General features: G+C 63.2%; 21 protein-coding genes and 1 tRNA gene. 13 read left to right on the top strand and 9 right to left on the bottom strand.

Annotated elements, in window-relative coordinates:
- Positions 1-118 precede the first annotated feature (118 nt).
- Positions 119-1,126, top strand: a complete 1,008-nt coding sequence (locus ACYCVF_RS23710) for a 2-dehydropantoate 2-reductase (protein ID WP_459600792.1) — start codon at positions 119-121, stop codon at positions 1,124-1,126.
- A 19-nt stretch (positions 1,127-1,145) separates the two neighbouring features.
- Positions 1,146-1,361: a hypothetical protein gene (locus tag ACYCVF_RS23705; RefSeq protein ID WP_459600790.1), complete on the top strand. Its 216-nt coding sequence runs from the start codon at positions 1,146-1,148 to the stop codon at positions 1,359-1,361.
- A 127-nt stretch (positions 1,362-1,488) separates the two neighbouring features.
- Here ACYCVF_RS23705 and ACYCVF_RS23700 read toward each other — a convergent pair whose 3' ends face one another.
- Positions 1,489-2,112, bottom strand: coding sequence for a hypothetical protein (locus ACYCVF_RS23700; RefSeq protein WP_459600788.1), 624 nt, complete (start codon positions 2,110-2,112; stop codon positions 1,489-1,491).
- 231 nt (positions 2,113-2,343) lie between these two features.
- On the opposite strand from ACYCVF_RS23700, the gene ACYCVF_RS23695 reads away from it, so the two are divergent.
- Positions 2,344-3,861, top strand: a complete 1,518-nt coding sequence (locus tag ACYCVF_RS23695) for an AMP-binding protein (RefSeq protein ID WP_459600786.1) — start codon at positions 2,344-2,346, stop codon at positions 3,859-3,861.
- 65 nt (positions 3,862-3,926) lie between these two features.
- Here ACYCVF_RS23695 and ACYCVF_RS23690 read toward each other — a convergent pair whose 3' ends face one another.
- On the bottom strand, positions 3,927-5,618 hold the full coding sequence (locus ACYCVF_RS23690) for a caspase family protein (protein ID WP_459600784.1): 1,692 nt from the start codon (positions 5,616-5,618) through the stop codon (positions 3,927-3,929).
- Between the two features lie 28 nt (positions 5,619-5,646).
- The gene (locus ACYCVF_RS23685; protein ID WP_459600782.1) at positions 5,647-6,168 is read right to left on the bottom strand and encodes a DUF1353 domain-containing protein; all 522 of its coding nucleotides are present in this window, start codon (positions 6,166-6,168) and stop codon (positions 5,647-5,649) included.
- A gap of 182 nt (positions 6,169-6,350) precedes the next feature.
- Here ACYCVF_RS23685 and ACYCVF_RS23680 point away from each other — a divergent pair, with 182 nt between their 5' ends.
- From ACYCVF_RS23680 to ACYCVF_RS23640, 9 genes are all read left to right on the top strand, one after another.
- Positions 6,351-6,989 (top strand): RraA family protein, encoded by a 639-nt coding sequence (locus ACYCVF_RS23680; protein WP_459600780.1) that lies wholly within the window; start codon positions 6,351-6,353, stop codon positions 6,987-6,989.
- Between the two features lie 25 nt (positions 6,990-7,014).
- Positions 7,015-7,386, top strand: a complete 372-nt coding sequence (locus ACYCVF_RS23675; protein WP_459600778.1) for a dimethylsulfonioproprionate lyase family protein — start codon at positions 7,015-7,017, stop codon at positions 7,384-7,386.
- A 126-nt stretch (positions 7,387-7,512) separates the two neighbouring features.
- Positions 7,513-8,469, top strand: coding sequence for a tripartite tricarboxylate transporter substrate-binding protein (locus ACYCVF_RS23670; protein WP_459600776.1), 957 nt, complete (start codon positions 7,513-7,515; stop codon positions 8,467-8,469).
- 102 nt (positions 8,470-8,571) lie between these two features.
- A tRNA-Arg gene (locus ACYCVF_RS23665) sits at positions 8,572-8,648 on the top strand.
- A 346-nt stretch (positions 8,649-8,994) separates the two neighbouring features.
- Positions 8,995-9,390, top strand: coding sequence for a hypothetical protein (locus tag ACYCVF_RS23660; RefSeq protein ID WP_459600774.1), 396 nt, complete (start codon positions 8,995-8,997; stop codon positions 9,388-9,390).
- Between the two features lie 10 nt (positions 9,391-9,400).
- Positions 9,401-9,844, top strand: coding sequence for a hypothetical protein (locus ACYCVF_RS23655; RefSeq protein WP_459600772.1), 444 nt, complete (start codon positions 9,401-9,403; stop codon positions 9,842-9,844).
- Positions 9,845-10,365: 521 nt separating this feature from the next.
- A complete protein-coding gene (locus ACYCVF_RS23650; RefSeq protein ID WP_459600770.1) occupies positions 10,366-10,830 on the top strand; it encodes a nuclear transport factor 2 family protein in 465 nt (154 codons plus the stop codon).
- A 2-nt stretch (positions 10,831-10,832) separates the two neighbouring features.
- Positions 10,833-11,441, top strand: a complete 609-nt coding sequence (locus tag ACYCVF_RS23645) for a TetR/AcrR family transcriptional regulator (protein ID WP_459600768.1) — start codon at positions 10,833-10,835, stop codon at positions 11,439-11,441.
- Positions 11,442-11,968: 527 nt separating this feature from the next.
- The gene (locus ACYCVF_RS23640) at positions 11,969-13,108 is read left to right on the top strand and encodes an amidohydrolase/deacetylase family metallohydrolase (RefSeq protein WP_459600766.1); all 1,140 of its coding nucleotides are present in this window, start codon (positions 11,969-11,971) and stop codon (positions 13,106-13,108) included.
- Between the two features lie 42 nt (positions 13,109-13,150).
- Here the strand turns inward: ACYCVF_RS23640 and ACYCVF_RS23635 are convergent, their stop codons facing one another.
- Positions 13,151-13,876, bottom strand: a complete 726-nt coding sequence (locus ACYCVF_RS23635) for an alpha/beta fold hydrolase (RefSeq protein WP_459600764.1) — start codon at positions 13,874-13,876, stop codon at positions 13,151-13,153.
- A 139-nt stretch (positions 13,877-14,015) separates the two neighbouring features.
- On the opposite strand from ACYCVF_RS23635, the gene ACYCVF_RS23630 reads away from it, so the two are divergent.
- Entirely contained in the window at positions 14,016-14,996 is a 981-nt protein-coding gene (locus tag ACYCVF_RS23630; RefSeq protein WP_459600762.1) for a helix-turn-helix domain-containing protein, read from the top strand.
- Between the two features lies 1 nt (position 14,997).
- Here the strand turns inward: ACYCVF_RS23630 and ACYCVF_RS23625 are convergent, their stop codons facing one another.
- The 5 genes from ACYCVF_RS23625 to ACYCVF_RS23605 are packed head-to-tail and all read right to left on the bottom strand — an operon-like array spanning position 14,998 to position 19,058.
- The gene (locus ACYCVF_RS23625; protein WP_459600760.1) at positions 14,998-16,143 is read right to left on the bottom strand and encodes an acyl-CoA dehydrogenase family protein; all 1,146 of its coding nucleotides are present in this window, start codon (positions 16,141-16,143) and stop codon (positions 14,998-15,000) included.
- 13 nt (positions 16,144-16,156) lie between these two features.
- A complete protein-coding gene (locus ACYCVF_RS23620; protein WP_459600758.1) occupies positions 16,157-16,984 on the bottom strand; it encodes an SDR family NAD(P)-dependent oxidoreductase in 828 nt (275 codons plus the stop codon).
- Between the two features lie 21 nt (positions 16,985-17,005).
- Positions 17,006-17,416, bottom strand: coding sequence for a MaoC family dehydratase (locus tag ACYCVF_RS23615; RefSeq protein ID WP_459600756.1), 411 nt, complete (start codon positions 17,414-17,416; stop codon positions 17,006-17,008).
- Positions 17,413-17,868 (bottom strand): MaoC family dehydratase N-terminal domain-containing protein, encoded by a 456-nt coding sequence (locus ACYCVF_RS23610; RefSeq protein ID WP_459600754.1) that lies wholly within the window; start codon positions 17,866-17,868, stop codon positions 17,413-17,415. The genes ACYCVF_RS23615 and ACYCVF_RS23610 overlap by 4 nt, the downstream gene beginning before the upstream one ends.
- An 8-nt stretch (positions 17,869-17,876) precedes the next feature.
- The gene (locus tag ACYCVF_RS23605) at positions 17,877-19,058 is read right to left on the bottom strand and encodes a lipid-transfer protein (protein ID WP_459600752.1); all 1,182 of its coding nucleotides are present in this window, start codon (positions 19,056-19,058) and stop codon (positions 17,877-17,879) included.
- Positions 19,059-19,134 lie beyond the last annotated feature (76 nt).

Genomic DNA, 19,134 nt, shown 5'->3' with positions numbered 1-19,134 from the left:
CGTGCCCCCGGGGCAAAAACATATGGGGCACTCATGACGGTTACAAGGCGGTTGCGACGCGATGGGCAGCCGGCCTCGCCTCTGCTATCGAAGGCCGGTCACTCATGGAGCGAGCTCAGTGGTTTCGGATCGATCGATCGTGGTGGCTGGCGCGGGCGCCATTGGCTGTTTCGTCGGCGGCATGCTGGCAGCCGCCGGCCGCCGCGTCGCGTTCCTGGTGCGGCCGCGGGTGAAGACCGAGATCGAACGGTTCGGTCTGCGGCTGACCGATTTCGACGGCTCCGAGAAGAAGCTCGGCGCAGGTCAGCTCGCGCTGTCGGACGATGCTGCGATCTTCCACAGCGCCGGCGTCGTGCTGGTCACGGTGAAGAGCGCCGACACCGCCGACGTGGCGGACCAGATCGCGCAGCATGCGCCGCAGGATGCCGTGATCGTGTCCCTGCAAAACGGCATCGGCAATGTCGCGGTGCTGCGCGAGCGGCTTGGCGGACGCCGCGTGCTCGCCGGCATGGTGCCGTTCAATGTGATCGCGATGGGTGAGGGCCGTTTCCACCGCGCGACCTCAGGCGACATTCATGTTGGGGAGGACGAGGCGAACACGGCTGCGGCGCTCTCGGTGCCGGGGCTCAGGATGCACGCCAGCCGCGACATCTCCGGCGTGCAATGGGGCAAGCTGATCATCAATCTGAACAATGCGCTGAGCGCGCTGTCCGACATGCCGCTCGCCGCGCAACTGGCGAATCGCGACTGGCGCAGATTGTTCGCCGACCAGATGGCCGAGGGGCTCGCCGCGCTGACTGCGGCCGGCATCACGCCCGTCTCGGCGACGCCGATCCCGATGAGGTGGACCCCGGCCTTGCTGCGGCTGCCCGATGTGATCTTCAACGCGGTCCTTGGCCGCACCATGAAGATCGATCCGGAAGCGCGCTCCTCGATGTGGCAGGACCTGAAACAGGGCCGCAAGACCGAGATCGACCATCTCCAGGGTGCGGTCATCGCGCTGGCCGAGCAGAACAATGTCGATGTGCCGCTGATGCGCCGCATTGTTGCGCTGATCAAGGAGGCCGAGGCGGCCGGCGACGGCCCGCTGCGGCTGACGCCACAGCAGATCCGCGCCTCGGCGTGAGTTGCGAAGGAGGAGCGCGATGAAGCGTTGTTTGACGATCGGGCTCGTGCTGACCGCCTTCTGCGGTTCATCAACGCTCGCCTATGCGAGGCCGCCGACGGTGATGAACTCACCTGGCTATGACAGGCGATTGCAGGAGAGCCGGTCGCAGTTGGGGAGTTCGCCGACGGTGACAGAGCCAGCGACTGCGCCGGTGGCGAAGCCGAAGCAGGGCAAGAAGAAGCGCACGAACTGAGGGTCGGAGCTGATCTCCATCCAACGCGTCATTGCGAGCGTAGCGAAGCAATCCAGAATCCCGCTGCGGAAAGACACTGGATTGCTTCGTCGCAAGGGCTCCTCGCAATGACGGTTGTGGGTGCAGCTCAGCCCTTCTTCGCGGGCTTGCTCGGCGTCGGGTTGAACAGCTTCTTCAGATCGTTCAGGCTTTCCGATAGCCGCGGCCATTCGCAGGAGAATGAGCCCTTGATGCAGGTCGCGCCCTTCGGCCTCGGGCCTGCCGCCTGCTGGACCTTCGGCCGCTCGACCGGGAGAGGCACGCGCTCGACTTCGGTTCGCAACGCGACCTGCTGAAGCTGCTGCACCTGTTGCTCTTGCTGCTCGCGCTGCTGGCGGGCCATGGCTTGGGCCGCCTCATTGCTGCGGCGCTGGCTGGCGAGGTAGGCGGTGTAGGCTTCGTCGATCTTCCTCTGCTCCTCCGGCGTCGGGTTCGGCCCGGCGATGTCGAAGGTGCGATCCTGGAGGAAGTCGTAATAGGAATAGCCGCCGCCGGGCTTGCGGCGGCCGGCAAACTTGGCATTGCAATCGGCAAGCGCCGCCGTCTTCTCCGCCTTGGTTGCGGCCTTCTCGGCGGCGTCGGCGCATTCCTCGAAATCGACAGGTGCGCGCTTCCACCATTGCGCCTCGGCACGCGCGTGCGTCAGCAGGAAAAATCCCGCTGCGGCAACGAGAAACAGCGCTGCACGACGCGATGAAGCTACAGTCGACATTCTACGAGAGCATTCCTTGCAAGACTCAACCCAGACTGAGTCGAGCCGGATTTTTGCCCCTTTATCGCGGCCTTGTCACCCATGGAATGCGGGAATTTCATGTCTGGGATGCTGACATTTTGTACTTGACGTGGCTCGGGAGTCACAGCGTTGCGCCCGCATGCTGTTACACTTGGACTGCGAAGGCCTCACTTCCGAGCCGACGCCAAGAACACGAAGTGGAAATGCCCGATGCTGCTGCCCCTGTCCGACGTGCCGCGCTGGTACGCCGAACGCAAACCACATGGCACGATCGCTGTCCGTCACGGGCAGGACACGCTGACATGGGACGAACTCGAGCGCGGCGCCAACCGGCGCGCGCGGGCCTTCATGGCGAGGGGCGTCAAGCCCGGCGATTTCGTCGCGATCGGATTGCCCAACGGTAACGCGTTCTTCGAGACGTCCTTTGCGGTGTGGAAGTGCGGGGCGACGCCGACCTCGCTGTCATGGCGGCTGCCGCGCGGCGAAGCCGCCGCGGTGCTCGACATCCTCAAGCCGGCGCTGGTGGTCGGCGGCGAAGCCGATTGGAACGCGCCGAACCGTCTTCCCGCTGATTTCGTGCCGCAGGGTTTCTCTGACGAGGGGCTCGATCCGCCGGTGGCCCGGTACTGGAAGGCCATGACGTCAGGCGGCTCGACCGGCCGTCCCAAGGTGATCCTCGATCATCAGCCGGCGGTGACCGACACCGCGGTCGCGCCGCCGCTCAACATCCCCGTCGGCGTCTCGCTGCTCAATCCCGGTCCGCTCTATCACAATGCGCCGTTCATCGTGTCGCATTACGCGCTGTTCACGGGTGGACAGCTCACTGGCCTGACCAGGTTCGACGCCGAGGAGACGCTGCGCCAGATCGAACGCGAGCGCGTGCAATGGGTCAATTTCGTGCCAACCATGATGCACCGGATCTGGGCTCTGCCGGAGCACGTGCGCAACGCCTACGATGTGTCGAGCCTGCAGACAGTCTTCCACATGGCCGCGCCGATGCCGCCCTGGCTGAAGGAGAACTGGATCGCCTGGCTCGGGCCTGAGCGGATCTGGGAGCTCTATGGCGGCACCGAGCGCCAGGGCGCCTGCATCATCTCCGGTACGGAATGGCTGATGCACAAGGGTTCGGTCGGCAAGATCGGCGACATGGCGAAGCTTCGCATCATCGGCGAGGACGGCAACGACGTCGCGCCGGGGGAAACCGGCGAGATCTATTTCCTCAACAACGACGGCAAGGATGCCACCTACCACTATCTCGGTGCCGAGCCGAAGCGCCGCAGCGACGGCTGGGAATCGCTCGGCGACATCGGCCGGCTGGACGCGGAGGGCTATCTCTATCTCGGTGATCGCCTCGCCGACATGGTGCTGCGCGGCGGTGCCAACATCTATCCGGCCGAGGTCGAGGCTGCCGTCTCCGCCTGTCCCGGCGTGCGCTCATGCGTCGTGGTGGGATTGCCCGATGCGGAACTGGGCCAGCGAGTCCATGCCATCATCGAGCCGGAGCCGGATGCCGATGGCCAGGCCGTCGCAGACGGCATGGCCGAGTTCCTGAAGGACAGGCTGAGCCGCTACAAGCATCCGGAAACTTTCGAGTTCGTCAACGCCCCGCCGCGCGACGATTCCGGAAAAGTCCGCCGCACACTGTTGCGCGACGAGCGCGCGGCGTGGATGAAGGAGGGGCGCGCGTTCCGGATCTGGCCGGCGAAGGCACAGGCGTCGGTCGATTGAGCGGCTAGCTGGAGAGCGAGACGCGCGGGGATCCCTTGATGTCCCTGCATCTCTGTCGTTGAGATTCAGTCGAGCACAGGCTTCTTCGACCATCGCTCCGTTAGGATAACGGCGGTGCCGATCACGATTCCCAAGACGATGCCGACAGGAATTCCATAGGCGGCGCCCCCTTTTGCCAGGGCGGCCATGTTGTCATAGTTGTCCTCGAGATACGTCTTAACGGCGTTGGCGATGCCGAGCAGATATAGAGGGCTGAAGATGACGACAGCTGCCATCGCGCCGACGCCGAGAGCGATGAGCGAAGCTTTCACACTTTGCCAGATCCTGCGCGCGCTCAACCGCTCGAAATCGAAATTCACGACCGAGAAGATGAAGATGGACGCGCCCAAAATCGTTCCGGGCAGCAAGAGATCGGGTGTCATCGGGGGGCGGTCAGGCGTCGGACCGAAACGCATCATAATGAGGGGCGTCGCGATCAAGCCAGCCAGGATGCCGCCGAACGTCGTGCCCAGCAGGATTCGAGTGCGTGATGGGGCCGCCGAGATGATGAGCCCCCCAAGGCCGATCGAAGCGCGCGCCCAAAACAGGCTGAGCACGCCGAGGAGACCGGCGGCTAGTGTTGTCGCGATGGTGATTTCGAGTGGAACGCTAGCAAATGAATCGTAATCCATTTCCCAGTTGAGATAATAAAGTGCGCTCAGAAGCATTGCGCTGACTGACGATCCGAGATAGCCGCCCAGGATGCCCTTCTGTGCGGATGTGGTGAGATGGCGCCGAACCGTAATCGCGTCGTCAGCCTCTCTTACATATCGCCCTCGTAGTCGCGAATAGACGCTTTGCATGCCGAACAACAGAACGCATAGCGATATGGTTGGCATGACCAAGCCGGTGGCGACCCATGGCCACGTCAACTGGCTCCAACCGAGAACCATCGAGTAGGGAATGATGGAAACAATCAAGCTGACCAGCGCCATGAGATTGCCGGTGAACAGAAGGAGGCTACCGGGATTGAAGTAGAAGGGCTCCATCAAGGACGACTGATCCCAGGACTTCTGGTTGTTCTCCGTGCGAGCCAGGACGTCGTGCCGCACGCGGCTGGTGAGGTTGGAAATCGGCAAGTCGACGGAATCGATGTATTTCAGGAAACTGGCCGTGAACGGGCTGAGCGATTCACCGACGTTTCCTTCGAAAGCCACTTTGCCCGGCGCAGCCGCAAACGCGATGAACGTGTTGATTTCGGCCTGCATCGACGCAAGGCCATTTGCCGTGACCAGTTGATCCCCCTGGAAAACGTCCTTGTCGATCTTGAGCCCCTTCGCGGAGGGTACGTGCTCGACAAACGTTTGAGCGTCGGCATTGCTGCGGCAGGCATCGAGCAGAATGATGCGAACGGCCGTCGCGCTCGTCATTTGCTCGACGATAGACTGAACGCTGACGAACGGGATTTCCTGGTACTTTTTGAGCGGATCGAAATCGACCGGGATCATGTAGTTCCGGTCGTTGATCTGCACGCCGTGGCCGGAGTAGTAGAGCAAGGACGTCGTCGTCGCGGGATCGTTCACAAGCCGGATGAAGTTGCCGACGACGGACCGCATCGCGGCGAAATCGAGGTCAACGCCGAACGTGGTAGTCACGTCGAAGCCGAGCTCGGTCAGGCTTTGTCTGATTCGAGCGGCGTCATTGGGCGGGCATCTGAGCGCAAGGCGGCCCCGGTAACCGCCGTTGCCGATCACTAGCGCCCGTCTCGACACGACCATGCCTGCGTCTCCTCATTTTAAGATGAGATCATGTAAAGACGTTCTGTCTCTTCCAGGCGGTCCAGCTTGTCAGCACATTGGTCGGATAAATCTTCAGGACACGCTTCTCTCCCGCCTCGCGCAATGTCGTATTGTTGTCCCACGCCGTTTTGCCGGCAACGTGGACGGCATTGTAAATGACCGCGATCTTGGCGGCCGGCACTCTCATGTCCTCCATCGCGGCTTTGAATACGGCGTCGGCCTGCGCACGCTCGCACGGCTGAAACCAGTAGAGATAATCGTGAATGATGGCAGGATAGGAGTATCGTGCGCCGGGCGGGAGTATGCTCCAGAAGATGGCAGGAATACTCGCGAGATCTGTCACGAAGCCGGTCGGCACGATCACCGAGGCCGGCATTCCTTCGACCGGAGGATTGGCGCGCCATCCTAGAGGTTGGGTTGTGTAGTAGTAGTCCCAATCCGCGAAGGGCACGATGGCCGGCGGCTGCGTTGTGATGTCTCTGGAAGGCCGCAGCTCCAGTTTCATGAACGAGATCTTGTCGGTTGCCATGCTCGGCTCTCAAGGAAAACTAAGGTGCCGTGATATGCCGCGACGGAACTATCTCTCGGGCCAATTCTCCCAATTGTGAACTGCTTCACAATCTGTGCAGTATCTTCGCGGACATTGGGACATCGTTGCAATGTGCAGGCCAGAATTGACCTCCTTCAAATAGGCATCCAGGAAGGACGAGCATGACGATCACCATTGTAGCCAACAGCGTACCGAAGCCGCCGGCCGACATCATCGCAGGCTTTCGCGATGCGCCGACCTCGGTCATCTCCGATAATCTCGCCCGGCTGCCGGGCGCGGTGGGGCTGAAGCCCTATCATCGCGGCGGCAAGCTGGTGGGGACGGCCTTCACGGTGCGTACCCGTCCCGGCGACAATCTCGCCATCCACCGCGCGCTCGACCTGGTCGGGCCCGGCGACGTCATCGTTGTCGATGGCGGCGGCGACGAGACGCGGGCGCTGGTCGGCGAGATCATGAAGAACATCGCGCAGTGGCGCAAAGCCGAAGGCTACGTCATCGACGGCGCGATCCGCGACGTCGCGGCGTTCGCGGCCGACGACTTTCCCTGCTACGCCCGCGCGGTGATCCATCGCGGCCCCTACAAAAACGGCCCCGGCGAGATCAACGTGCCGGTCTCCATCGGCGGCAGCGTGATCTCGCCCGGCGACATCATGGTCGGCGACGAGGACGGCGTAGTGTCGTTCCCCGCCGCCGGCGCCGCCGCGCTGCTGAACGCGGTGCGTGCCCAGGTGGCGCGCGAGGAGGAGACGATGAAGGCGATCCGCGAGGGCCGATACCAGGGTTCCTACGGCAAAGCCTGAAAGCGATGAATGAAGGGAGGGTGACGTGAGCCAGAAGGAAGAATTCCACAACATCGACAATCCCGCCGACGGGCTGTTCCGCGAGCTCGCAGCCGGCGTGACCACGCGCATCTTCTCCGGCGAGCAGGCGATGCTTTCGGTGGTGATGCTGGCGCCGCACGCGCAGGGCACGCTGCATCACCATCCCGAGGAGCAATGGGGCGTGCTGCTCGACGGCTCCGCCATCCGCGTCCAGGGCGGCGAGGAGATCCCTGTGAAGAAAGGCGACTTCTGGCGCACGCCCGGCAACGTGCCGCACACCATGCGCGCCGGCCCGGACGGCGCCCGCGTGCTGGACATCTTCAGTCCACCGCGGCCAGAATACAAGAAAGCGGGGTCGGGCTTCGGCACGACCTGAAGCGCTTCGCGCTTCAGGTATTCATCTTGAGCATGATCTTTCGGAAAGCCGCTGCACGCTTTTCCGGATCACGCTTTGGCGCCAAAGAGCAAAAAAGCCGGGCGCAACAACAAGGGAGGGAAGACCATGACGATCACAAGACGGGCGCTGCTGGCCGCGCCTGCCATCCTCGCGATGGCTCCGGCGAGCGCGCAAGCTTCGAAGATCACGCTGGTCGTGCCGTTCCCGCCGGGCGGATCGACCGACGCGATGGCGCGGCTGCTCCAGAGCAATTTGCAAACCAAGCTTGGCCGAATCGTCGTGGTCGAGAACAAATCGGGCGCCGCCGGCGCGCTCGGTGCGGCGCAGGTCGCCAAGAGCCCGGCTGACGGCTCGACATTCCTGGTGACGTTCGATTCCCACGCGGTGATCCCGTCTATCCTCGACAAGCCGCCGGTCGATGTCGAACGCGAGCTGATGCCGGTGCTGCTGATCGGCACAGCGCCTTACGTGATCGCCGCGGGTGCCGGCCGTCCCTACAAGAGCTTTGCCGACGTGGTCGCGGCCTGCAAGGCGACCCCCGGCGCGGTGAAATACGCTTCCGTCGGCATCGGCACGCTCGGTCATCTCGCCATGACGGTGCTCGGCAGCAAGGCCGGCGTCGAGATCATGCACGTGCCCTATCGCGGCGGCGGACCGGCGATGAACGACGTGCTCGGCGGCCATGTCGATCTCATCGCGGGTTCGGCCGCGCTGGTTGCCGCCCAGCTCGGCACCAACATGCTGCGCCCGATCCTGCAGCTCGGCCGCGAGCGGCTGCCGGCCCTGCCGGACACGCAGACCGCGATCGAGGCCGGCTTTCCCGATTTCGAGACGCTGGCCTGGTGGGGCATGTTCGCGCCCGCAGGCACGCCTCCAGATGTCGTCGCGGCGATGGCGACGGCGTCCAGGGATATCCTGAGCGAGCCCGCGACCGCCACCCAGCTGAAGGAGACCCAGCACATGACGCTGCTCCTCCAGGACGGCGCCGCCTTCAAGACCTTCTTCGACAAGCAGGTCGCCACTTGGGGCAAGGTGGTGAAGGACAACAATATCAAGGCGTGAGGCTGTCGGATGGGGTCTGCCTTGATCGAGGCGAGGGCTTCCGATTCGGCCCTCGCTTTGATATGTACACCTCCAGGCAACCCGCCGATGAGCGGGTTCCGCGGTCCCGTAGCTCAGCCGGATAGAGCGGCGGTTTCCTAAACCGTAGGTCGCATGTTCGAGTCATGCCGGGATCGCCAGTCTCCGACCACGAGAAACCCTTTAATTAATGGGGATTCTGCGCCGTACGCGCTCCGTTCCGGTATAAGATGGGCGCCAAAACGATATTACCGCCCATTACGCTCAGTACCACCGATTACAATGGGTTACGCCCCAGCACCGTCCACTCAGTGCAACACGGATGCAACACGGACGAGGTGTCGCGTACGTAATTCGTTTCCCGTCCGATAGATCATTCGAAGCTCGTTTTCTGGACATTCCAGTCCGACAAATGGCCCTGTGTTGGAATGAGATCGAAGGCGGCTTTGAGACTTCCGCACGAGTTACAGATGACCCGCCCAGGGCGCGCGCCGCGAAGCGTGCGCGATGGCGGATTCAGCTACTCGAAACACGGCGCGGCTTCGCAGACCGAAGTTGCTGTTTTTGGGGAAATGTCTGCTAAGTTGTGCCGGCAGCAATCTCATCGAACTATTGGCTCGAGATATGGAATTGGACGCAAAGCCGCCCGTCGAAGGCAGAAATTTTCGATTCACGATCTTGGGCGGTATCGGCACCACCCGCATTACTGTGCGACTGAACGGCAAGGTGGTTCACGACAGCGATTGCCCCGACCCGCCGTGTCACGAGGAGATGCGCATACCAGCCGGAGAAGGCGGAGCCGAACTGGTGGTGATCGCCAAGGACTCTGCGGGCAAGGTGCTGGAGCGGAAGTTCATCGTCGGGCGGACCGAAGGGCAAGCCGGCGGTTTCATGTCGGCGTGAGATCCCAAGCATGAGCGCGATACAGGATTTCTTCGCAGAACTATCCAAGCTCGATTCGACCAAGTTGGCGGGTGTCACCGCGCTGGCCGGAGCGACCGCCACGATCGTCGGCGCGATAATAACCGGGATAGCCGCTAAGTTCTTCGTAGGCGCCCGCGACAAGCAAGATAGGGAAGTCGAATGGCGAAAACACGCCATCGAACTCACCAAGCTGGATCTAGATCGCAAGTTGAAGACGAGGTCGCCGACGGAAACGCAGCCGATACGGCCGAGCATTCTGGACTTTCTCGCCAACTATCGAGACCTACAGGATCTCGACAAAGCGTCTCCCCGGGATCTCTATGTGACGATCCAAGCCATGCGCATCAAGAAGAAGAGCCCGGCGGCGGCCTCTCCCGGTAACGCTCCCAAGGCCGGTAGTGAGGCGACAAGCAGTTCCGAATTCGACGACTGATACCAGGATCTCGCAATCGCTGTCCTGTGGGTTCGACTTGGCCGGTGTTAGGCCGGCGAGGCGATAGGAGCCTCACTCGTCTTGGTCCGAAGATCGACTTTCCAAAGCTGCCGGCGGTCGCGCCCGCAGCCTGCGAGTGGCCGCGAACCGTGGTGCCGTGGCGAAAGCTCACTCAAACCAAATTCCCACTTTTCGTAGCGCTCATGTACGCCGCGCAATGGCAGCCGACCCGAAGAACATCCGGCAAGCCGTTCAGATGTTGCCGAGTATCTTGCGAGGGCCGAGACTAACTTCGTCTTCGAGAATGCTGACGCGTATGGCCCCCCTTGCGATCACACTAGAGTGAGAACGCTCCGACATGGTCGGCCGCCGCCAGCAACGAGGCCACCACGCGCCGCTGGAAACCGATCAAACAGTCAGATGGACATTCCGCTTGACAACGACAGCACCATACGCGATTGTACCAATCGGTACACAAAGTACCAAGTGGTACAAATGTCTTGATTAGAAGGAAGATGAAGATGTCACGTCCCCCATTCCCCCCTTTCACCCGCGAAACCGCCATCGAAAAGATTCGGTTGGCTGAAGACGGTTGGAACACTCGCGACGCGGCCAAGGTCGCTCTGGCCTATTCGCTCGACACCCGCTGGCGAAACCGCGTTGAATTCGCGAGCAATCGTGAAGAAGCTCAGGCATTTCTGACACGTAAGTGGAACAAGGAGCACGAATACCGCCTCATCAAGGAGCTTTGGGCTTTCACCGGTAACCGCATCGCGGTACGCTACGCTTATGAATATCGCGACGATGGCGGCCACTGGTACCGCGCTTATGGTAACGAGAACTGGGAATTCGCAGACGACGGTCTGATGACGCACAGGCACGCGAGCATCAATGAAATGCCGATTGCAGAAAGCGATCGTTTGTTCAAATGGCCCCTTGGCCGTCGGCCGGATGATCATGCCAGCCTCAGTGATCTGGGCCTCTGATCATGGCCCGCATGGTCGCTGAGAGATCCGACGCCATTGCACCGTTGGCCGAAGTTTTCCGCGAACATGGCTATGAAGGCGCAAGCCTTGCCTTGATCGGCAAGGCGACTGGTCTCGGCAAGGGCAGCCTCTACCACTTCTTCCCAAACGGAAAAGAGGAGATGGTGCGGGCTGTTCTTGACGAAATCAGCCAATGGTTTGAGGATGCCATATATTCCCCGTTGCGTAACGAGAGTGATGTCAACGGCGCCATCGGTGCCATGCTCGACTCGACGGACCGATATTTCAGGTCCGGCCGGCGCGTGTGCCTTGTCGGTGCATTGGCTGTCGCCAATACGCGTGACCTCTTCGCGCAAGCCATCCGAGGTTATTTCGTAGCCTGGGTGGAGGCGTTGCATTCAGCGCTTATTCGGCAGGGCCGTAACGTCGATCAATCGCGCATCCTCGCGGAGGAGGCCGTTCTTGCTATTCAAGGAGCGATTGTTCTTTCCCGGGCAATGGACGATCCGGCTGTTTTTCAACGTGCTATCGCCCAACTCCGGGAACGATTGGTGATCGAGGAAGATGCTTCTAAGAAACAAAGGCGCAATCGACGATTCACCGCAAAATGAAGGTCGCCTCGTCTGAGACCGCCGGAGATAACAACATAGCGTCGGAGCGGCGGGATTTCGGGCATTCTCGCCACTTCACGAGCGGTCAAAGGCCAGTGGCAGGAGTCTCAGCAAAGTGTCTGCAGGGAAAGCTCCTGACGTCGGGCCGCAGGGTTTCGGGGCTCCGAACCAATCGGAATGAGGAGGGAGGCGTTCGGCACCGAAGTTCTGCGCATGAAGCGCCCTTGCCATCCCGCGGCACGTTCTCAGGAGAGCGTGAAGTCGAACGGCGACGTTTGTTGATGGCTGCGGTGATCCAATTGCAACATAATTGCAACTCGCTATCACTAACGCATTGATATCGCTGTCTTGATCACGGTTTCCTAAGCCGTAGGTCGCATGTTCGAGTCATGCCGGGATCGCCAGTTTGTTAGAGGAATGGTCGCTGTTCGGCGGGCCCTTCGGCGCAGGAATTGCTAGAAGCAACAGACTCTTCCTGGTCTGGCTGATCTGCCAGCCACATTTCGCTACCCCCTCCGGAGACCACCATGCCTTTCGACTTGATCCTGCGTGGCGGCCGCGTGGTCGACCCGTCGCAGAAGCTCGATGCCGTGACCGATGTCGCCTTTTCCGGCGGCAAGGTCGCCGCGATCGGCGCCGGGCTCAAGGCGGATCCGGGCACCGAGGTGCGCGACGTCTCGCAGCTCATCGTCACGCCGGGGCTGATCGATCTCCATACCCATGTCTATTGGGGCGGCACCTCGCTCGGCATCGATGCCGAGGAATTCTGCCGCCTCTCCGGCGTCACCACGGCGGTCGACACCGGCAGCGCCGGGCCCGGCAACTTCGCCGGCTTCCGCAAGCACGTGATCGAGCCGAGCCAGGTTCGCATCCTCGCATACCTGCACGTCTCGCATGCCGGCATCTTCGGCTTCTCGCACCGGATCATGGTCGGCGAGAGCGAGGAGTTGCGGCTGATGAATCCGATCGAGGCGGCCAAGGTGGCCGATGCCAATCGCGACCTCATCGTCGGAATCAAGGTGCGCGTGGGCTTGCACTCGTCGGGCACCTCGGGGGCCGTGCCGCTCGACATCGCGCTGGAGGTTGCGAACGAGGTCGGCATGCCCCTGATGGCGCATATCGACCATCCGCCGCCGAGCTATGAGGAGGTGCTGGCCCGTCTGCGTCCCGGCGACGTGCTCACCCACGCGTTCCGTCCGTTCCCGAATACGCCAGCGACCGCGCAGGGCACGGTGAAGAAGGCGGTGCTGGATGCGCGCGAACGCGGCGTGCTGTTCGACATCGGCCACGGCAAGGGCTCGTTCGCCTTCAAGACCGCGCGCGCCATGCTCGCCAACGGCTTCTATCCCGACACGATCTCGTCCGACATCCACCAGCTCTGCATCGACGGCCCGGCCTACGACCAGGTGACCACCATGTCCAAGTTCCTGTGCATGGGCATGGAGCTGTCCGATGTGATCGCTGCCTCGACCGTGAACGCCGCGATGGCGCTGCGGCGCCCCGAGCTCGGCAGCCTCAAGCCGGGCAGCGTGGGCGACGCCACGCTTGTTACGGTGAGGCAGGGCCAGTTCGACTACGAGGACGTCGTCGGCGAGTACCTGATCGGCGATCGCAAGATCGTCTCGGAAGGCGTCGTCATCGGCGGCCGCTGGTGGCATCCGAATTGAGTGGCGCTCACGGATGGTGAGCGCCGTCACGGGACGCCCCAGTCAGTCGCGTCCCGCCTCCATGATTGCCTTGGCGAGCCGCGCCGGATCGGAGAAGCACAGCTCGTGGCTTCCCGGCACCTGCACCAGGCGGAACAGGCCGAGCTTCTCCGACAGACGCGGATGCCAGCCATGGCTGTGCGGCAGGGCGGTGTCTTCGGTGCAGTTGATGTAGGATTTGGCCAGCGGCATCTCGGCCGGATTGGTCTTGAGCGTGATCTTGTCGGTGAAGGTCGCGAGTGGATGCGGATTGAGGACGTCGTAGGCCTTCTGCGCCAGCGCGATATCGGCATCGTTGATGAAGGCCTCGCGCCAGATCGGGAAGGGCAGCACCACCGAACCGTCGCCGCGCTCGGCCGCGATCGCGTCGAACAGTCCGATATAGTGCGGCGGCACCATGTCGTTGAGGCATTCGCCGTTGTTGGGCACGAAGGCATTCCAGTAGACCAGGCGGCGGATGCGCTCCGGCGCGAGGTCGGCAACGCCCGTAATGATCATGCCGCCATAGGAATGGCCGAGCAGGATGACGTCCTTCAGATTGTTCTCGGCGAGGTAGTCAGCGATCGACTGGATCGCCTCCTTCAGCCCGGTCGTCTTGGCATCGCCCGGTCGGTTGCCCCTGATGGTGGGGGTATGGACCTGATGCCCGGCCGCGCGGATCGGCGCGGCGACAGGCTCGAACTCGGCTCCGGTGTGCCAGGCGCCGTGGACGAGAACGTAGGTCGACATGTTGTGGCTCCTCCCGAGGATGTGGTTAGATTAAGGCCGCGCCGCTTGGTCGGTGCAGTGCTGCCGTGCGTCAATTGTGGACCGGCCGGCCATCTGCCGCTTGGCTGGAAGTGAACCGGATTGGTCTCGGAGTGAACCGATGCAGCAGATCGAGCGCGCCGTTCCGTCACGTCAATCGGCCTGGAATACCGCGGGCGTGCGGCCGCCCGAGCAATTCGCCTATTATCGCGAGGCGATCTGCCAGGCCTTCATGAATCTGACGCCGGAGCCGGCGGCCGTAACCGGCTTTCCCGCCAGCGTCGAGCACGTCCGCCTCGGCGATGCCGCGATCAACCGCGTCAGCTTTCCCGAGCATGTGGTGCGGCGCTCTGCGGCCGACATCGCGGCATCCAACCGCAGTTGCTTCTACCTCAACCTGAAGCTGGCCGGCCGCTGTCGCATTCAGCAGGGGGATCGCGAGATCAGCCTGTCGCCCGGACAGGTCGGCATCTTCGATAGTGACCGGCGGTTTGCGCTTCTGCACGATCGGGGTCCGCAATTGCGCGTCGCCTCGTTCTGGGTGCCGGCAGAGGCCCTGCGCGAACGGCTGCCGGCCTCGTTCGACGTCGCTGCGGCGCGCGTCTCCGACGATCCGTTCGTCGGTCATCTCGTCGCCGAGACGGCGCGCGCGCTCAGCGAGGGGGCGCTGCGCATGACCGAGGACGAGGGCGTGCGGCTGTTCCGGGCGTTGATAGAGCTCGTCGCCGTGAGCCTGTCGCGGCGGAGCCGGGCAGGCGCTGCGGAGTCCGAGAGTCTTGCCGACGCAACCACGCTGGCGTTGAAGCGTGCCATTCACCGGCGGCTCCGCGAGCCCGGCCTTGCAGTCGCCGATGTCGCCGAGGCCGTCGGCATCAGCGAGCGGTACGTGCACAAGCTGCTGGCACGATCAGGCTCCAGCTTCACTGATTACGTCATCGACCATCGGCTCGACGGCATCGCCAGGGATCTCGGGGATCCCGCGATGGCGGACCGTGCGATCGGCGCCATCGCGTTCGACTGGGGCTTCTCGGACCTCTCCCACTTCACCCGGCGTTTCAAGCAGCGCTTCGGCTGCCGGCCGCGCGACTGGCGTGCGCGGTGATCTACAGCGACCTCGCGATCAGCAGCTTCATGATCTCGTTGGTGCCGCCGTAGATCTTCTGGATGCGCGAATCGATGAAGATGCGCGAGATCGGGTATTCCTGCATGTAGCCGTAGCCGCCGAACAGCTGCAGGCATTCGTCTGCGGTCTCGACCTGCTTCTCCGAGCACCAGTATTTCGCCATCGACGCGGTGACGGTGTCGAGGTCGCCGGCGACCAGGCGCTCGATGCACCAGTCGACGAAGACGCGCGCGATCATCGCTTCGGTCTTGCGCTCGGCGAGCTTGAAGGCGGTGTTCTGGAAGTCCATCAGCGGCTTGCCGAACGCCTTGCGCTCCTTGGTGTAGTCGGTGGTGAGCTTGACCGCGCGTTCCATCGCGGCGACCGCGCCGACCGCGAGCGCAAGGCGCTCTTGCGGCAATTGCTGCATCAGCTGGACGAAGCCCTGGCCCTCTTCCTTGCCGAGCAGGTTCTCCGGCGGCACGGTTACATTGTCGAAGAACAGCTCCGACGTATCGGACGCATGCAACCCGATCTTGTCGAGGTTACGCCCGCGCTTGTAACCATCCGCGCCCGCCGTCTCGACCACGATCAGCGAAATGCCCTTCGCGCCGGCATCGCCGGTGCGCGCGACCACGATGACGAGATCGGCGGCCTGGCCGTTGGTGATGAACGTCTTCTGGCCGTTGATGACGTAGGAATTGCCCTGCTTCTTCGCCGTGGTCTTGACGGCCTGCAGGTCCGAGCCGGTGCCGGGCTCGGTCATGGCGATGGCGCCGACCATCTCGCCCGAGGCCATCTTCGGCAGCCAGCGCTTCTTCTGCTCCTCCGAGCCGTAATTGAGGATGTAATGCGCGACGATGGCGCTGTGCACGGAGACGCCGGTCGTCAGCTCCGGCACGGTGCTTTCGAGGTCGTCAAGCACCGCGGCGTCATAGGCGAAGGTGGCGCCCAGGCCGCCATATTCCTCCGGCACGCTGGCCAAGAGCGCGCCCATCTCGCCGAGCCCGCGCCAGGCAAAGCGGTCGACCATCTTCTGCTCGCGCCACTTCTCGGCATGCGGCGCGAGATCCTTGGCGAGATATTTCCGGAACTGGTCGCGAAACGTGTCCAGCTCCTCGGTCATCCATGACGATCGATAATGCATCGGGGCCTCGTTCTCAGACAATCAGGCCGCCGCCGGCGACGACCACCTGGCCGCTGATATAGTTGGATTCCGGACTGCAGAACAGATAGACCGCGTCGGCCGCCTCTTCCGGCGTGCCGCCGCGGCCGAGCGGGATCATGCGCGACATGGCTTCCAGCATGTGGGGCTGCACGCCGACCTTGATGTCGCGGCCGGCGACGTCGATGGTCTTCTGCTGCGCCTCGATCGGCTGGGTCAGACGGGTGTTGATGAGCCCGAAGGCGACGCAATTGACGTTGACCTTGTAGCGGCCCCACTCCTTGCACATGGTGCGGGTCAACCCGATCAGCGAGGCCTTGGCCGAGGAATAGCTAGCCTGTCCGGCATTGCCGTAGAGGCCGGCGATGGAGGAGATGTTCACGACCTTGCGGAACACCTCGCGCCCCTCCTCGGCCTCCTTCCTGGCGAAGACGCGGATCGGCTCGGCGGCCGCGCGCAGGAGCCGGAACGGGGCGACGAGATGGACGTCGAGCATGGCCTGGAACTGCTCATCCGTCATCTTCTGGATGGTGGAGTCCCAGGTGTAGCCGGCATTGTTGACGATGATGTCGAGCCCGCCGAACTTGTCCAGTGCGGCGCCGACGAAGCGGTCGGCGAAACCCGCTTCCGAGACGCTGCCGTTCACGGCGACGGCGTCGCCGCCGAGCGCCTTGATCTCCGCGACCACGGCATCGCCGGGCTCGGCATCGAGGTCATTGACGACCACCCTGGCGCCCTCGCGCGCGAGCTTGAGTGCGATCGCACGTCCGATGCCGCGGCCCGAGCCGGTGACGAGCGCGACCTTTCCCTGCAGTTTTGCCATTTGCATGTATCCTCTTTGCCGTCACAGCGCGATGACGGCGTTGCCTTGGAGCTTGACCTCGCCGCGATCGTCCCTGGTGGTGAGCGCCAGCCTTGCGCGCCGCTCGCCGTCTTCGGCGAAAAGCTCGGTCACGGTGCCTTCGCATGTGAGCTTGGCGCCGAGCTGGGTGATCGCGACGAACCGGGTCGCAAAACCGCGGAGCTTCGATGGCGGCACCGCATCCGTGAGCGCCTGCCCGAGACAGGCCATCGCCAGCATGCCGTGGGCGAACACGTCGGGAAATCCGGCCGACTTGGCGAAGTCGATGTCGACGTGGATCGGATTATGATCGCCCGATGCACCGCAATAGAGCGCGAGCGTGTGGCGGGTGATCGGCGGAAAGACCTTATGGACGATGCGGTCGCCGGCCTTGATGTCTGCGGATGCCGTCATGACGCAACCTCGTTGCGGACCACGATGGTGCGCGCGGTATCGGCGACATGCACGCCATCCTGGTTGGTCACCTCGCATCGGATGCCGATCAGCGTCATCGCGCCGCCCTTCTTGTCCGTCACGCTGGTCACGGACGGCCGAAACGTCAGGGTGTCGCCGACCAGAACCGGTGCGTGATAGACGAAGCTCTGCTCGCCATGCAGCACGCGGGCGAGGTCGATGCCGAGCGCGGTGAACATTTCGAAGGGGTCGTCGACGTCCATCATCTCCAGGCAGAACAGATAGGTCGGCGGCACCGGCGTGCCGGCGAATCCGAATGCGCGCGCGGCATCTGCGTCGCGATAGACCGGGTTCTGCTCACCCAGCGTATTCAGGAAGTAGCGAAGACGACCCGGCTCCACGCGGGCGGTGACGGGCGTGAAGCAGCGCCCGACGGCGGACTGATCGACCATGGCGGAGATCAGTGCCGCTGGTAGAGGGTGACGACGCAGGCGCCGCCGAGGCCGAGATTGTGCTGGAGCGCGACCCTCGCCCCCTCGACCTGCGAGGGTCCTGCCGTGCCGCGCAATTGCCGTGTCAGCTCGTAGCACTGCGCAAGCCCGGTCGCCCCGAGCGGATGTCCCTTCGACAGCAAACCGCCGGACGGATTGGTCACGATCCGGCCGCCATAGGTGTTGTCGCCGTCATTGATGAACTTGCCGGCTTCTCCTTCGCCGCAGAGCCCGAGGGCCTCGTAGGTGATGAGCTCGTTGTGAGCGAAGCAGTCGTGCAGCTCGACGACATCGAGATCGCGAGGGCCGATGCCGGCGCTTTCATAAACCTGGTCTGCCGCCTCCTTGGCCATGTCGTAGCCGACCAGTTGCATCATGTCGCCGGCCTTGAAGGTGGAGGGCGTGTCGGTGGTCATGGCCTGCGCCGCGATGCGCACTTGCTTGCCGATGCCATGCTTGTCAGCAAATCGCTCGGATACCAGTACGGCGGCGGCGCCGCCGCAGGTCGGCGGGCACGCCATCAGGCGCGTCATCACGCCGGGCCAGATCACCTGGTCGTTCATCACGTCGTCCGCCGTGATTTCCTTGCGGAAGAGGGCGAGCGGATTGTTCCTGGCATGACGGCTCGCCTTGGCGCGCACCTCGGCGAAGGCGTCGAGCGGTGTGCCGTACTTCTTCATGTGGCTGAGCCCGGCGCCGCCGAAATAGCGCAGCGCCAGCGGGATGCCGGGGGCGTCGATCAGCTGGTCCGCAGCCGCGTCAAATTCTTCGAAAGCGCTCGGGCGATCGGTATAGACGCTGCCGAGGGCGCCCGGCTTCATCTGTTCGAAGCCGACCGCCAGCACGCAATCGAGCGCGCCGCTCGCGATCATCTGCCGCGCCATGAACAGCGCGGTCGAGCCGGTCGAGCAGTTGTTGTTGACGTTGACGATGGGGATGCCGGTCATTCCGACATGGTAGAGCGCGCGCTGCCCGCAGGTGGAATCGCCGTAGACGTATCCGACATAGGCCTGCTGGACCGTCTCGTAGCCGAGGCCTGCGTCGGCCAGCGCGAGCTTGACCGCCTGCGTCCCCATCTCGTGATAGGGCGCGCTGGCGCCCGGCTTGGCGAAGGGGATCATGCCGACCCCTGCGACGATGACGTCAGACATCGCTTCCTCCAAATAAATTACCCATTGGACTTTTTCTTACCCGTGGGTAACATATCGCCCGATGCCCACCAGAGTC

Source organism: Bradyrhizobium cedriense, assembly GCF_054602315.1.
Note: the sequence above shows the minus strand (reverse complement) of the source record. Positions and strands in the feature narration are given on the sequence as shown.